Source organism: Paucibacter sp. XJ19-41 (assembly GCF_028462495.1).
Taxonomy (GTDB): Bacteria; Pseudomonadota; Gammaproteobacteria; order Burkholderiales; family Burkholderiaceae_C; genus Roseateles_E.
Genome location: NZ_JAQOWX010000142.1, coordinates 1 through 13,023 on the forward strand (window position 1 = coordinate 1; position 13,023 = coordinate 13,023).

Below are 13,023 nucleotides of genomic sequence, written 5' to 3' on the forward strand. Positions count from 1 at the left end.
GGCGCCGCCCGCCTTCGTCGTGCCCGCCCCCGAGCCGGCACCGGCGCCGGTGGTGGCCGTCGCACCCGCGCCACCGGCCCCTCCGGCACCGCCGGCCCAGGTGGCGCCCGCCGTGCCCCGGCAGATCCCGCCCAGCGCGGTGCGCTATGTGGTCGAGCCACGCCTGACCGTACCGCTGCTGTCGCGCCGCCTGGGCGAGCAGGGCCTGGTGCATCTGCGCATCGTCGTCGACGCACGCGGCCAGCTGAAGGAGGCCTCGCTGAAAAAGTCCTCGGGCTTTGCCCGCATCGACCAGCAGGCCTTGCAAGACATCCGCAGCGCCCGCTTCGCACCCTATCTCGACAACGGCCAGCCGGTCGAATGGGAAACCACCGCCCTGCTGTCCTACGAGCTGGACCGCTGAACCAGAACACCAAGAACCCTGAGCATCATGGACGTCACCACCGCCACCACCACCGTCAACTCCGCCCAGGCCATGGGCTTCGGTCACTTCATCACCCAGGCCGATTTCGTCGGCAAATTCCTCTTCGGAGTGCTGGTGCTGATGTCGGTCGCCTCCTGGGCGCTGATCATCGCCAAGGGCCTGACCCAGTACCTGCGCAACAAGCGCAGCACCGGCTTCCTGGACTTTTTCTGGAACGCCCGCTCGCTGGACGCGGTGCAGGCCGAGCTGAACACCCACGGCGCGCGCGATCCCTTCTCGCACCTCAGCGCCCATGCACTGCACGCCCAGGCTCACCATGCCCGCCACGGCTCGGCCCGGCTGGCCGAGGCCGGCACGGCCAATGACTTCATCACCCGCACCATCAAGAAGGTGCTGGACGAGGAGACCACGCGGCTGGAGTCGGGCCTGACCACGCTGGCCACGATTGGCGCGACCGCCCCCTTCGTCGGCCTGTTCGGCACGGNATCAAGAAGGTGCTGGACGAGGAGACCACGCGGCTGGAGTCGGGCCTGACCACGCTGGCCACGATTGGCGCGACCGCCCCCTTCGTCGGCCTGTTCGGCACGGTCTGGGGCGTGTACCACGCGCTGCTGGCGATCGGCATGAGCGGCTCGGGCACGCTGGACAAGGTGGCCGGCCCGGTCGGCGAGGCGCTGATCATGACCGGCATCGGCCTGGCCGTCGCGATCCCTGCGGTGATGGCCTACAACGCCTTCAGCCGCAGCAACCGCGTGCTGTCGGCTCGGCTGGATGCCTTCGCCTACGAGCTGCACAGCTTCCTGACCTTGGGCGAGGCGCCCGGCGCCACGGCCCAGGGCCAGGCCGCCAATGTGCGCCCGCTGAAGCCCGCCACCGCGTCCTGAGGAGCCCACGATGGCATTCGCTTCCTTTGACAACAAGCGCGGCGGCGGGCCGATGGCCGAGATCAATATGGTGCCGCTGATCGATGTGATGCTGGTGCTGCTGGTGATCTTCATCGTCACCGCGCCGCTCTTGACCCATGCGGTCAAGCTCGACCTGCCCAAGGTCAGCTCGGCGGCCAACGAACTGCAGCCCGACAAGATCGAGTTCGCGATCGACGCCGCCGGCCAGCGCTTCTGGAACGGCGAACCGGTCTCGCGCGAGGACGCGGCCCAGCGCTTCGCCGCCGAGGGCACCAAGCCGATCCAGCCCGAAGTCCATCTGCGCGCCGATCAGAACGTCGCCTACCGCCTGGTCGCCGAAACCCTGGCCGACGCGTCCAAGGCCGGCCTGAGCAAGGTCGGCTTCGTCAGCGAGCCCGAGCGGCCCTAACACCCCATCCCGATTTCAAGACCAAGGCGGCCAAGCCATCGCCAGGCCGCCACGGGCAGCGCCGTGCCCACCCCTCATCAACCTGGAGAGTCCTCATGTCCCGCATCAAACACAAGGCCACCTTGCTCCCCTTGGGCGCCCTGGCCGCCGGCTTCGGCCTGGCCTCCGCAGCCATCGCTCAGACCCCGCCCGCCGAACCGACGAAGACCGAGAGCGCCCTGCCCGTGGTGCGCGCCAAGGCCAGCGTCGAGCGCGCGGGCAAGGACGACTACCAGGCCACCGAGACCCGCATCGGCAAGGGCAAGCAGGAGCTGCGCGACATTCCGCAGTCGGTGACCGTGGTGACCGAGAAGCTGATCGATGACCGCAATCTGGACACACTGCGGGAGGTGCTGAAGAACACCTCGGGCATTACCTTCCTGGCAGCCGAGGGTGGCGAGGAAGACATCCGCCTGCGCGGCTTCCCCTTGCAAGCTTCTGGCGATGTGTTCATTGATGGCATGCGTGACCCGGCCTTCTACGAGCGCGACACCTTCTTCTATGACCGACTCGAGGTGCTGCGCGGCTCGGCCGCGCTGACCTTCGGTCGCGGCTCCACCGGCGGCGCGGTTAACCAGGTCACCAAACAACCTCGCCTGCTCAACGAGCACCAGATCGATGCCACGGTATCCAGCCACAACGGCGTGCGCGTGGTTGGCGACTTCAATGCCAAGATGAGCGAGTCCTCGGCATTGCGCGTCGGCACCATGTTCGATAACGCCGACAACGACGGCACCGGTGCTCGCACCGACAAGATCGGCCTGGCCGGCGTCTATCGCTGGGGTATCGGTGAACGCGACGAGTTCTCGGTGGGTGTCTACCACCTGGACAACAACAACGGCATCAACTACGGCATGCCGTACATCCGGCCGACCTTGACCGCCCCCGTCGGAAGCACGACGTTGTTGCCGCTGGATCCCAAGGCCTATTACGGCATGGCCAGCGACAAGAACGAAGGTCAAGCCAGCAGCCTGACCGGCACCCATGTGCATCGTTTCGGTCAGAACATGGAACTCGTGACCCGTCTGCGTGTGTCCGACTATGCGCGCGACCAGCGCTCCGGCACCGTGCGATTTGCTGGTGCGGCGATGCAACCCGGTGGCGTTGCGGTGAGCCTGGCCACCTTCGGTCCGAACACCGTGATCACCCGCGGCACCCACAACAAGACCCAGGACATGCAGACCGTGTACGGGCAGAGCGATTTCAGCGGCAAGTTCGCAGCGCTTGGCATGAAACACGATCTGCTGGCGGGCGTGGACTTCGCACAGGAAAAGAAGCAGGTCTTCGCGGCCCGCAGCGCTGCCCAAGGCGGCGTCAACATCACCAAGCCGACCACCACGGTCGGCCGACCCGATGACGGTGCCTCGGTCCATGAAGACAGTCGCGTGATGCGCACGGCCAACGAATACACCGCGCGCGGTACGGGCCTCTACCTGCAGGACACGATTGAACTGGCGCCGCAGTGGAAGCTGCTGGCCGGCCTGCGTTATGACCGACTGACCGGGGACTACGACGCTTTCGCGATTCCCAACGCTGCGCCCGGCCCGGTCACCAAGTCCAGCTACCGCATGAAGGTCTCGGAGTGGAGCAAGCGCCTGGGTCTGCTGTTCCAGCCGAATGAGCGCATGTCCTTCCATGCCTCGGCGGCGACCTCGTTCAATACCTCGGGCGATGCCTATTCGCTCAGCCCCAGCAATGTCAACATCGATCCCGAGCAGGCCATCAACGTCGAGCTCGGTGCCAAGATTGACTCGGCCGACGGCCGGCTGAGCACCCGCGTCGCGGTGTTCCGCTCGACCAAGCTGCATGAGCGCAATACTGATCCGCTGCTGACCGATGTCGTGACCCTGTCCGGCAAGCGTCATGTGGCCGGTATCGAGCTGGATGTCAACGGCCGCATCACCCCGCAATGGGAGGTGTTCGCCAGCTATATGTGGATGCCGGTCGCCAACATCGACATCAGCAGCGCCACCGGCGGCGAGGTCCAGGGCAGCCGCCCTTCGCTGACCCCGAAACACACCGGTACCTTGTGGACAACCTATCAGCTGACGCCGCGCATCCGCATCGGTGGCGGTTTGACCGCTCGCAGCTCGCAGACACCGCTGCGCAACCCCGGCTTCGCCGTGCCCAAGTTCGTTATCGGCGACGTGATGGCCGAGTACCAGGCGATCCAGGACAAGCTGATCTTCAAGCTCAACGTCAGCAATATCAGCAACAAGCTGTATGCCGATTCTCTGTATCCGGGTCACTACGTGCCCGGCGCGGGCCGCATCGCATCGCTGACCGGCACCTACAAGTTCTGACGCGCCGCAAGAGCCGGCTGCGGCCGGCTCGCTAAACTGCTCTTCAAAGAGGCCTTTGTTGGCCCGGGCTTGCCCCGGGCCTTTGTTCATAGGAACGCGTTCGCCATGTTGCTGAAGATCGAGCAGGTTCTGAGCCCCGAGGTGCTGGCCCGTGCACGCGCGCTGTTGCGCGAGGCCAGTTGGGAGGATGGGCGCAGCACCGCCGGACCGCAGGCGGCGCAGGTCAAGAACAATGAGCAGCTGAGCGCCTCCAGCCGCGAAGCAGCGGCCTTGCAGCAATTGGTGCTGCAGGCGCTGGAGCGGCACCCGATCTTCTTCTCCGCCGCGCTGCCCAAGCGCGTGCTGCCCCCGCTGTTCAACCGCTATGGCGGCGCGGCCAATAGCTATGGCCCCCACGTCGACCAGGCCGTGCGCTATCTGCCCGGCGGCTCGCAGCGCGTGCGCACCGACATTTCCTGCACACTGTTCCTGGCCGACCCCGAGGATTACGACGGCGGCGAGCTGGTGATCCAGGACACCTTTGGCGAGCAGCGCGTCAAGCTGGCCGCCGGCGACATGATCCTCTACCCCGGCACCAGCGTGCACCATGTCGCGCCGGTCACACGCGGCCAGCGCCTGGCCAGCTTCTTCTGGATCGAGAGCATGGTGCGCAGCGACGAGCAGCGACGCCTGCTCTACGAGATGGACATGAGCCTGATGCGGCTGCGCAGCGAGCATGGCGAGTCCGAGGCCACGGTGCAACTGACCGGCACGTATCACAACCTGCTGCGCATGTGGGCCGACACATGAGCCTCTCCGCGCTGCAGCAGATCCCGGCCGACGTCGCCAACCTGGCCGACTTCGAGGCCCATGCGCGGGCCTGCATGAGCGAGCAGGCTTTCGCCTATCTGAATGGCGGTGCCGCCGACGAGCAGGTGCTGCGCGCCAACCGTGCGGCATGGGACGCCATCAAGCTGTGGCCGCGCGTGCTCCGCGACCTCAGCGGCGGGCACACCCGCATCACGCTGCTCGGCCGCGAGTGGCCGCAGCCGGTGGCGCTGGCGCCGATCGCCTATCAGCGGCTAGCCCACCCCGACGGCGAGCTGGCCAGCGCCTATGCCGCCGCCGCGCAGGGCGCCGGCTTGATACTCAGCGCCCAGGCCAGCATGCCGATGCAGGGCGTGGCCCAAGCCATGCTGAGCGAGGCGGATCGCGGCCCGCTGTGGTTCCAGCTCTACTGGCGCGACGACCGCGACTTCATGCGGGAGCTGCTGCAGCGCATCGAGGCGGCCGGCTTCGAAGCCCTGGTGCTGACCGTCGATGCGCCGGTGCATGGCGCGCGCGACCGCGAGCGCCGCGCCGGCTTCAAGCTGCCGGACGATATCCGCGCCGTCAACCTCGGCGGGCTGAAGAAGCCGCTGGATCTGGCGCCGGGGCAGAGCGCGATGTTCGACGGCCTGATGCCGCGCGCCGCGAAGTGGGCCGAGATCGACTGGCTGCGCCAGCACAGCCGCCTGCCGCTGCTGCTCAAGGGCGTGGCCCACCCAGAAGATGCGCGGGAGGCGCAGCGTCGTGGCGTCGCCGGCCTGATCGTTTCCAACCATGGCGGCCGCACCTTGGACGCGCTGCCGACCACGGCCGAGCTGCTGCCCATGCTGCGCGCCACGATGGGCGAGGACTTTCCGCTGCTGGTCGACGGCGGCATCCGCCGCGGCACCGACGTGCTGAAGGCGATCGCGCTGGGGGCCAATGCGGTACTGCTGGGCCGGCCTTATGTGCATGCGCTGGCCACCGCTGGCGCGCTCGGCGTGGCCCATGCGCTGCGCCTGCTGCGCGATGAGTTGGAGATCGCGATGGCCTTGTGCGGCTGCAAGCAGCTCAGCGAGGCGGGGCCGCATCTGCTCTGGCAAACACGTCTGTGAGCGCTATCTGATGCGAGGCCGCGACAAACATCGCGCTATTCCTTGCGACTTGGGGCATTCCTGCCCTAGTAAAGCCTTCTCAACGCTCTAGGCGCGCAGTACCATTGCCCTCGCTCGGTGCTAGAGAGAATTGAAGGCTCACGCGGTCTTCACCCTGACCCGGCACATCAACCAAACCCTTGATGGAGAGAATCGAAATGGCAACTGCGAAGAAGGCCGCGCCCGCAAAGGCACCCGCCAAAAAAGCGGCTCCGGCCAAGACGGCTGCTCCGGCAGCCAAGCAGGCGGCGGCGCCAGCAAAGACGGCCGCCGCCCCGGCAAAGAAAGCAGCTCCGGTTAAGAAGGCTGCAGCGCCGGCAAAGCAGCGCACGCCCAACGCCGCCTTCATGAAGGCACTGACCCCCAGCGCCGCGCTGGCGGCCATCGTCGGCGCAGCACCGCTGCCGCGCACCGATGTGACCAAGAAGGTCTGGGAGTACATCAAGAAGAACAATCTGCAGGACGCTGTGCAGAAGCGCATCATCGTCGCCGATGCCAAGCTGAAGGAAATCTTCGGCAAGGCCAAGGCCGATATGTTCGAGATGACCAAGCTGATCAACAGCCATCTGAAGTGAGACACCGGCGCCTCGCGGCGTCGCGTCATGCATCAGGCCCGGTATCCCCGGGCCTTTTTACTGCTCGGTCGTGCCGAGCTCGTGCAGGGCCTGGGCCAGTTGCACCACATCGATGGGCTTGAGCCAGTAGGCCATGAAGCCGGCCGCCAGCGCGCCCGCGATCTGCTCCGGCAAGGCGTCGGCCGACAGTGCCACGCAGGGCAGCAGCTCCGCATGCGGCGTCTCGGTGCGCAGCCGCGCCAGCAGTTCCAGCCCGTTCATATCGGGCAGGTTCATGTCGATGAGCAGCAAATCCGGCCGGCACTCGCGCAGCGCGTGCAGGGCCTGAGCCCCGTCCTCGACACAGTCCAGGCTCCAGCCCGGCAGACGCCGGAACACCTCTTCCATCAACACGATGTTGATGCGGTCGTCTTCGACGTAGAGCACATGGCGCGTGAGCGCGGTTTCGGGCATGGGGACGCAGGCGGATCGGGGACGGCGCAGGGTAGCAGCGAATCGGCGTGTCAGGCCGGCGTCTGGAGGCGGCGCTCCAGAAAATCGAGCCGGTCCTGGCCCCAGAAAATCTCGCCATCGAGCACATAGCTGGGCGCACCGAACACACCGGCAGCTATGGCCTGCTGGGTATGGGCGGCATAGTGCGCCTGCACGGCCGCGTCGTCGGCGTCCGCCAGGCGCTCGGCGGCCAGGCCTTGCTCGGCCAGCAGTTCTGCCAGCACCGCCGTATCGGCGATATCGCGCTGCTGGGCCCAGACGGCGCTCATCACCGCGCCGGCCAGGCGCAGTGCCGCCGCGCTGCCGTCGTGCCGGTCCACCGCGATGATCAGGCGGGCGGCCGCATCGCCGGAGACCGGAAAGAAGCGCGGCTGCAGATGCAGCGGCAGGCCCAGCCAGCTGCTGAAGCGCTGCAGCTCGACCAGACGATAGGCCTGCCGCTGCGGTGCCCGCTTGGCCAGCGGCAGGCCGCCCGAGACCGGAAACACCCCGCCCAGATCGACCGGCAGCACGCGCACCTCGGCACCGGTGCGTGCCAGCAGCGCACAGAAGCGGGCATGGCCCAGATAGGTCCACGGGGATTGCGGGGCGAAGTAGTAGTCGATCGTGCGGGGCATGGCATCTCCTGGGCTGCGCGCAGTCTAGTGCAGGGGATGGGGCTGTGCGAAGCGTGACTTATGCCGCAGGCGCGCTCCCCCGGCTGAGGGGGGCTTGTCGGCAAGGGCACCACAGCCCTCCACTTAAAATTTCTACATCGTCAAACGCTTGGCGACCAGCGGACGCGCTGGCAGACCAAGCCAACAAGATGCCCGCCCCCACGGGCTGATAAGGGAATAGGTCCATGTCCATACTCGTCACCATGGCGCTTGCTGCGTCGGGCGCAACTTTGCCCCAATGCTCCTGGGATAGGCCGGGGGTGAACCCCTTCATGGGCGATGTGGTGGCGGCCGTGGATCGCTACCAGGACATCCCGGCGGCCACCCGTGCCAAGCTGAAGGCGCGCATGCAAAAGCGCAGCTACGACGAGATGGTCACGATCACGCGCGAGTCGATCAACGGCCAGGCCGAGTACAGCCCGCAGATCAATGCCATGCATTTCGGCCAGGGCAGCGTCTGCGGCACCGTGACCCGCGCCCGCTGGACCGACCAGATGCAGGAACGCGGCCTGGTCTATTGCGAGGACGGCGAGTGCATCCTGGTGCCCACGGTCTGCCGCAATGTCAGCCGCATCAAGCGCACCAAGCAGGCGGCCGCACCGGCTGCCGCCACCAATGTGGCGTCCTCGACCCGCGAAGGCGAAGACCCGCAGGCCCTGCTGGAAATGGACCCGACCGGCGCCGGTGTGCCGGGCGGCGGCGCGCCTGCGACCGTGGCGGGCAGCGAACCGAGCTTCTCTCAAGTCGCCGCCTTGCCCAGCGGCCAGCCGGTGGCCACCGGCCCGAGTCTGCCCGGGAGCTTCACCGGTGGCGGCCTGACACCGCCGCCAGGCGGCGGTCTGGGCGGCATCCCGCCGCTGCCGCCCGGCGTCACCACGCCGGTGCCCGAGCCCGAGACCTGGGCCCTGATGCTGGCCGGCCTGGCGACGGTCGGCTGGGTGGCCCGCCGCCGCCGCGCCTGAGCCTTCCGGCTCAGCGCTTCTTGGGAAGCAGCGCCTTCAGATAGCGGCCGGTATGGCTGCCCTGATGGGCGGCCAGCTCTTCAGGCGTGCCGGCCAGCAAGAGCTGACCCCCACCCGAGCCACCCTCGGGCCCCATATCGATCAGCCAGTCGGCGGTCTTGATCACATCGAGGTTGTGCTCGATCACGACGATGGTGTTGCCGGCGTCGCGCAGCTGGTGCAGCACCTTCAGCAGCAGCGCGATATCGGCGAAATGCAGGCCGGTGGTCGGCTCGTCGAGGATGTAGAGCGTGCGCCCGGTGTCGCGCTTTGAGAGCTCCAGCGCCAGCTTGACCCGCTGCGCCTCGCCGCCCGACAAGGTGGTCGCGCTCTGGCCCAGCTTGACATAGCCCAGGCCCACATCCAGCAGGGTCTGCAGCTTGCGCGCCAGCGTCGGCACCGCGCTGAAGAACTGGTGCGCGTCCTCGATGGTCATGCCCAGCACCTGGGTGATGTTCTTGCCCTTGTAGAGCACCTCCAGGGTCTCGCGGTTGTAGCGCTTGCCATGGCAGACATCGCAGGGCACGTAGACGTCCGGCAGGAAGTGCATCTCGACCTTCAGCACGCCGTCGCCCTGGCAGGCCTCGCAGCGGCCGCCGGCCACGTTGAAGCTGAAACGCCCGGGGCCGTAGCCGCGCTCGCGCGCGGTATTCATCTCGGCGAACAGCTCGCGGATCGGCGTGAACAAGCCGGTGTAGGTGGCCGGATTGCTGCGCGGCGTACGACCGATCGGGCTCTGGTCCACATTGATGACCTTGTCGAAGGCATCCAGGCCCTCGATCTCGTCGTGCGGGGCCGGGTCTTGATGGCTCTGATAGAGCTTCTTGGCCACGGCCGCATACAGCGTGTCATTGACCAGGGTTGACTTGCCCGAGCCCGAGACGCCGGTCACGCAGGTCAGCAGGCCGACCGGGATCTCGACCGTCACGCCCTGCAGATTGTTGCCGCGCGCGTTGACGATCTTCAGCGAACGCGGCTCGGCCTGATCGGCCAGCGTGTGGCGCTTGGCCGGCACCGCGATGCGCTCGGCCCCGCTCAGATAGCGGCCGGTCAGCGAGTCCGGGTTTGCCGCCACCTCGGCGGGTGTGCCCTGGGCCATCACACGGCCGCCGTGCACGCCGGCGCCGGGGCCGAGGTCCAGCACATAGTCGGCCGCGCGGATCGCGTCCTCGTCATGCTCGACCACCAGCACCGAGTTGCCGAGGTCGCGCAGATGGCGCAGCGTGGCGATCAGGCGGTCGTTGTCGCGCTGGTGCAGGCCGATGCTGGGCTCGTCCAGAACATACATCACGCCGGTCAGGCCCGAGCCGATCTGCGAGGCCAGGCGGATGCGCTGGGCCTCGCCGCCGGACAAGGTGTCGGCGCTGCGGTCCAGGCTCAGATAGTTCAGGCCCACATCGTTCAGGAAGCGCAGCCGCGAGCTGATCTCGCGCACCACCTTGTCGCCGATATCGGCCTTGGCACCCTTGAGCTTCAGGCCCTCGAAGTAGTGCAGGCAGTCACGCAAGGTCGCATGCTCGACCTCGTAGATCGGCTTGCCCTTGAAACCCTCGGGCGCATCGGCCGGCTGCAGCACCACATGCCGGGCCTCGCGCCGCAGGCGCGAGCCTTCGCAATGCGGGCAGGGCTTGGCCGCCATATAACGGGCCAGGTCCTCGCGCACCGCGCTGGAATCGGTCTCCTTGAAGCGCCGCTCCAGGTTCGGCAGGATGCCCTCGAAGGCATGCGCGCGCTTGACCGAGCGCTTCTTGCCGTTGGCGCTCTCGGCCTCGTAGACGAAGCTGATCTCGTCGCTGCCCGAGCCGCGCAGCAGCACCTGGCGGGCCGTCTCGGGCAGTTCCTCGAAGGGCAGCTCGATGTCGAAGCCGTAGTGCTTGGCCACGCTCTCCAGCATCGAGAAGGTGTAGGCATTGCGGCGGTCCCAGCCCTTGACCGCGCCGCTGGCCAGGCTCAGCGTAGGGAACGCGACGACCCGGTCCGGGTCGAAGGCGGTGACCTGGCCCAGACCTTCGCAGCTGGGGCAGGCGCCGACCGGCGAGTTGAACGAGAACAGCCGCGGCTCCAGCTCGGGCAGCGAATAGCTGCAGATCGGGCAGGCGAACTTGCTGGAGAAGATGGTCTCGGCGCCGGTGTCCATATTCAGCACCAGGGCCCGGCCCTCGGCCAGGCGCAGCGCCGCCTCGAAGCTCTCGGCCAGGCGCTGGCGCAGGCTGTCGGCACCGTCGGCCTTCAGCTTGACGCGATCGACCACCACATCGATATCGTGCTTCTCGGCCTTTTTCAGCGCCGGCAGATCGGGGGCCTCGACCGTCGCGCCGTCGATGCGAAAGCGCACATAGCCCTGGGCCTGCAGCGCCTCGAACAGATCGAGGAACTCACCCTTGCGGTCGCGCGCCACCGGCGCCAGCAGCAGCAGCTTGCTCTCCTCGGGCATGGACAGCACCGCGTCGACCATCTGGCTGACGCTTTGCGCCTCCAGCGGCAGGTGATGGTCGGGGCAGAAAGGCGTGCCGGCGCGGGCGTAGAGCAGGCGCAGATAGTCGTGAATCTCGGTGACCGTGCCGACGGTGGAACGCGGGTTGTGGCTGGTGGCCTTCTGCTCGATCGAGATCGCCGGTGACAGGCCTTCGATCACATCGACATCGGGCTTGTCCATCAGCTGCAGGAACTGCCGGGCATAGGCCGACAGGCTCTCGACATAGCGGCGCTGGCCCTCGGCATACAAGGTGTCGAAGGCCAGGCTGGACTTGCCCGAGCCGGACAGGCCCGTGATCACCACCAGCTGGTTGCGCGGCAGGTCCACATCGATGTTCTTCAGATTGTGGGTGCGCGCGCCACGCACGCGGATCATCGCGGCTTCGGCGACGGGAGGGCGGCGGGCGCTGGAATGGTCGTCGGACATGGAAGCTGGGGGACGAGGTGGCTGACGGAGAACCCGCCATCATAGGCCGAGGACCCGGATTCGCGCGGCCTGATCGGGCCGGCCTGCTGACAAAGCTTGTCAGTACCGGCCGGTAGGTCTTGTCGATACCTTGACAAATATTCGCACGGTCGTGCTAAATTCCGACTCATGGAAGCCAAGACCGAGCGCAGCGAGCTGACCCAGAGTGCCATCGTCGATGTCGCGCTGGAGATGGCCGCGCTCGACGGCCTGGAGAGCCTCAGCATCGGCGAGGTGGCCAAGCGGCTGAACCTGTCCAAGAGCGGGGTGTTCTCCCGCATCGGCTCGCGCGAGGGCCTGCAGCGCGCGGTGCTGGAGGAGTTCGACCGGCGCTTCCAGCAAGACATCCTGGTGCCGGCGCTGCGCGAGCCGCGCGGCCTGCCGCGGCTGGACGCCATCATGGCGGCCTGGCTGCAGCGCACCACGCTGGCCGGCCCGCGCGGCAGCTGTCTCTATGTGGCCGGCAGCTTCGAGTTCGACGACCGCGACGGCCCGCTGCGCGAGCTGCTGCTGGCCGGCGTGCGGCGCTGGCGCGGCGCGCTCAAGCGCAGCGTGCTGCAGGCGGTCGAGATGGGCCATCTGCGCGCCGACCTGGACGCCGAGCAGCTGGTGTTCGAGCTCGACGGCCTGTTCACCGCGCTGATGCGCGAGGCCCGCTTCCTGCGCGAGCCGCTGACGGCCCAGCGCGGCTGGGCCAGCTACCAGCGCCTGATCCAGCACTACAAGCCCTGAGTCCGCCCTGCAGACCATGGTCCCGCTTCACCCCACGCGCCAATTTCGCACGATCGTGCGAATAACATCGGCGCATTCACCCGCCAGGAGGCTTTGATGATTGAGCTGCTTTTGCTGATCCCGGTGGCGCTGCTGGCCTGGCGCGCCTGGCTGGGCCTGCGCCGGCTCTGGCGCGCCGTGCCGAACGACAACCGCGACTTCACTTTTCCGGAGTAAGCAGATGAGCGACAAGACCCTGCCCCCCAACCCGGCCGCGCTGTTCTATGCCGCCGGTGGCGGCCAACGCCTGCTGCGCGGCGCGCTGGACCTGCTGCAGCGGCTCAGCCCGCGTCTGGCGGCCGGCCTGGCCTACCAGTTCTTCATCACGCCGATACCCACCAAGCAGGCGGCACGGCGGCGGCCGGTGCCGCCCGAATGGCAGCCGCTGCACTGGCTTTTCGAGGGCCGGCGCCTGGTCGCCTGGCAGCGCCGCGACGCTGCGGCACCGGACATCGTGCGCCCGCGTGTGCTGCTGGTCCACGGCTGGGCCGGCGATGCCCAGCAGATGCGGCCGCTGGGCGAGGCGCTGTGGCGCGCCGGCCTGGACCCGCTGCTGCTGGACCTGCC

Annotated in this window: 12 protein-coding genes and 2 pseudogenes; 11 read left to right on the forward strand and 3 right to left on the reverse strand. The window is 67.7% G+C overall.

What is annotated here, in order from left to right:
- The 8 genes and pseudogenes from PO768_RS25015 to PO768_RS25050 all read left to right on the forward strand — a co-directional run.
- Positions 1-403, forward strand: a 403-nt coding sequence (locus PO768_RS25015) for an energy transducer TonB (RefSeq protein ID WP_272648209.1), incomplete at its 5' end; no start/stop codon positions are given.
- A gap of 141 nt (positions 404-544) precedes the next feature.
- Positions 545-958 carry a MotA/TolQ/ExbB proton channel family protein gene (locus PO768_RS25020; RefSeq protein ID WP_442953298.1) on the forward strand — a complete coding sequence of 138 codons (414 nt, stop codon included), beginning with the start codon at positions 545-547 and terminating at the stop codon, positions 956-958.
- A pseudogene (locus tag PO768_RS25025) lies at positions 940-1,308 on the forward strand (MotA/TolQ/ExbB proton channel family protein); the annotation flags it as partial. The gene PO768_RS25020 and the pseudogene PO768_RS25025, both read left to right, overlap by 19 nt.
- A 10-nt stretch (positions 1,309-1,318) precedes the next feature.
- Complete coding sequence (locus PO768_RS25030) at positions 1,319-1,738, forward strand: ExbD/TolR family protein (RefSeq protein ID WP_272648212.1); 420 nt, start codon at positions 1,319-1,321, stop codon at positions 1,736-1,738.
- Between the two features lie 95 nt (positions 1,739-1,833).
- On the forward strand, positions 1,834-4,080 hold the full coding sequence (locus PO768_RS25035; RefSeq protein WP_272648213.1) for a TonB-dependent receptor: 2,247 nt from the start codon (positions 1,834-1,836) through the stop codon (positions 4,078-4,080).
- 105 nt (positions 4,081-4,185) lie between these two features.
- Positions 4,186-4,869, forward strand: a complete 684-nt coding sequence (locus PO768_RS25040; RefSeq protein ID WP_137945466.1) for a Fe2+-dependent dioxygenase — start codon at positions 4,186-4,188, stop codon at positions 4,867-4,869.
- Positions 4,866-5,981: an alpha-hydroxy acid oxidase gene (locus PO768_RS25045; protein ID WP_272648214.1), complete on the forward strand. Its 1,116-nt coding sequence runs from the start codon at positions 4,866-4,868 to the stop codon at positions 5,979-5,981. Before PO768_RS25040 ends, PO768_RS25045 begins: the two co-directional genes overlap by 4 nt.
- A 197-nt stretch (positions 5,982-6,178) precedes the next feature.
- Positions 6,179-6,595 carry an SWIB/MDM2 domain-containing protein gene (locus PO768_RS25050; RefSeq protein WP_272648215.1) on the forward strand — a complete coding sequence of 139 codons (417 nt, stop codon included), beginning with the start codon at positions 6,179-6,181 and terminating at the stop codon, positions 6,593-6,595.
- A gap of 57 nt (positions 6,596-6,652) precedes the next feature.
- Here PO768_RS25050 and PO768_RS25055 read toward each other — a convergent pair whose 3' ends face one another.
- On the reverse strand, positions 6,653-7,048 hold the full coding sequence (locus PO768_RS25055; protein ID WP_272648216.1) for a response regulator: 396 nt from the start codon (positions 7,046-7,048) through the stop codon (positions 6,653-6,655).
- A 50-nt stretch (positions 7,049-7,098) separates the two neighbouring features.
- Positions 7,099-7,704, reverse strand: a complete 606-nt coding sequence (locus PO768_RS25060; RefSeq protein ID WP_262968722.1) for a 2-hydroxychromene-2-carboxylate isomerase — start codon at positions 7,702-7,704, stop codon at positions 7,099-7,101.
- 224 nt (positions 7,705-7,928) lie between these two features.
- Here PO768_RS25060 and PO768_RS25065 point away from each other — a divergent pair, with 224 nt between their 5' ends.
- Positions 7,929-8,705: an MHFG family PEP-CTERM protein gene (locus PO768_RS25065; RefSeq protein ID WP_137945471.1), complete on the forward strand. Its 777-nt coding sequence runs from the start codon at positions 7,929-7,931 to the stop codon at positions 8,703-8,705.
- Between the two features lie 10 nt (positions 8,706-8,715).
- Here the strand turns inward: PO768_RS25065 and uvrA are convergent, their stop codons facing one another.
- On the reverse strand, positions 8,716-11,646 hold the full coding sequence (gene uvrA, locus PO768_RS25070; RefSeq protein WP_272648217.1) for an excinuclease ABC subunit UvrA: 2,931 nt from the start codon (positions 11,644-11,646) through the stop codon (positions 8,716-8,718).
- Between the two features lie 168 nt (positions 11,647-11,814).
- On the opposite strand from uvrA, the gene PO768_RS25075 reads away from it, so the two are divergent.
- Positions 11,815-12,417: a TetR/AcrR family transcriptional regulator gene (locus PO768_RS25075; RefSeq protein WP_269839404.1), complete on the forward strand. Its 603-nt coding sequence runs from the start codon at positions 11,815-11,817 to the stop codon at positions 12,415-12,417.
- 220 nt (positions 12,418-12,637) lie between these two features.
- Positions 12,638-13,023, forward strand: a pseudogene (locus tag PO768_RS25080) (hypothetical protein); the annotation flags it as partial.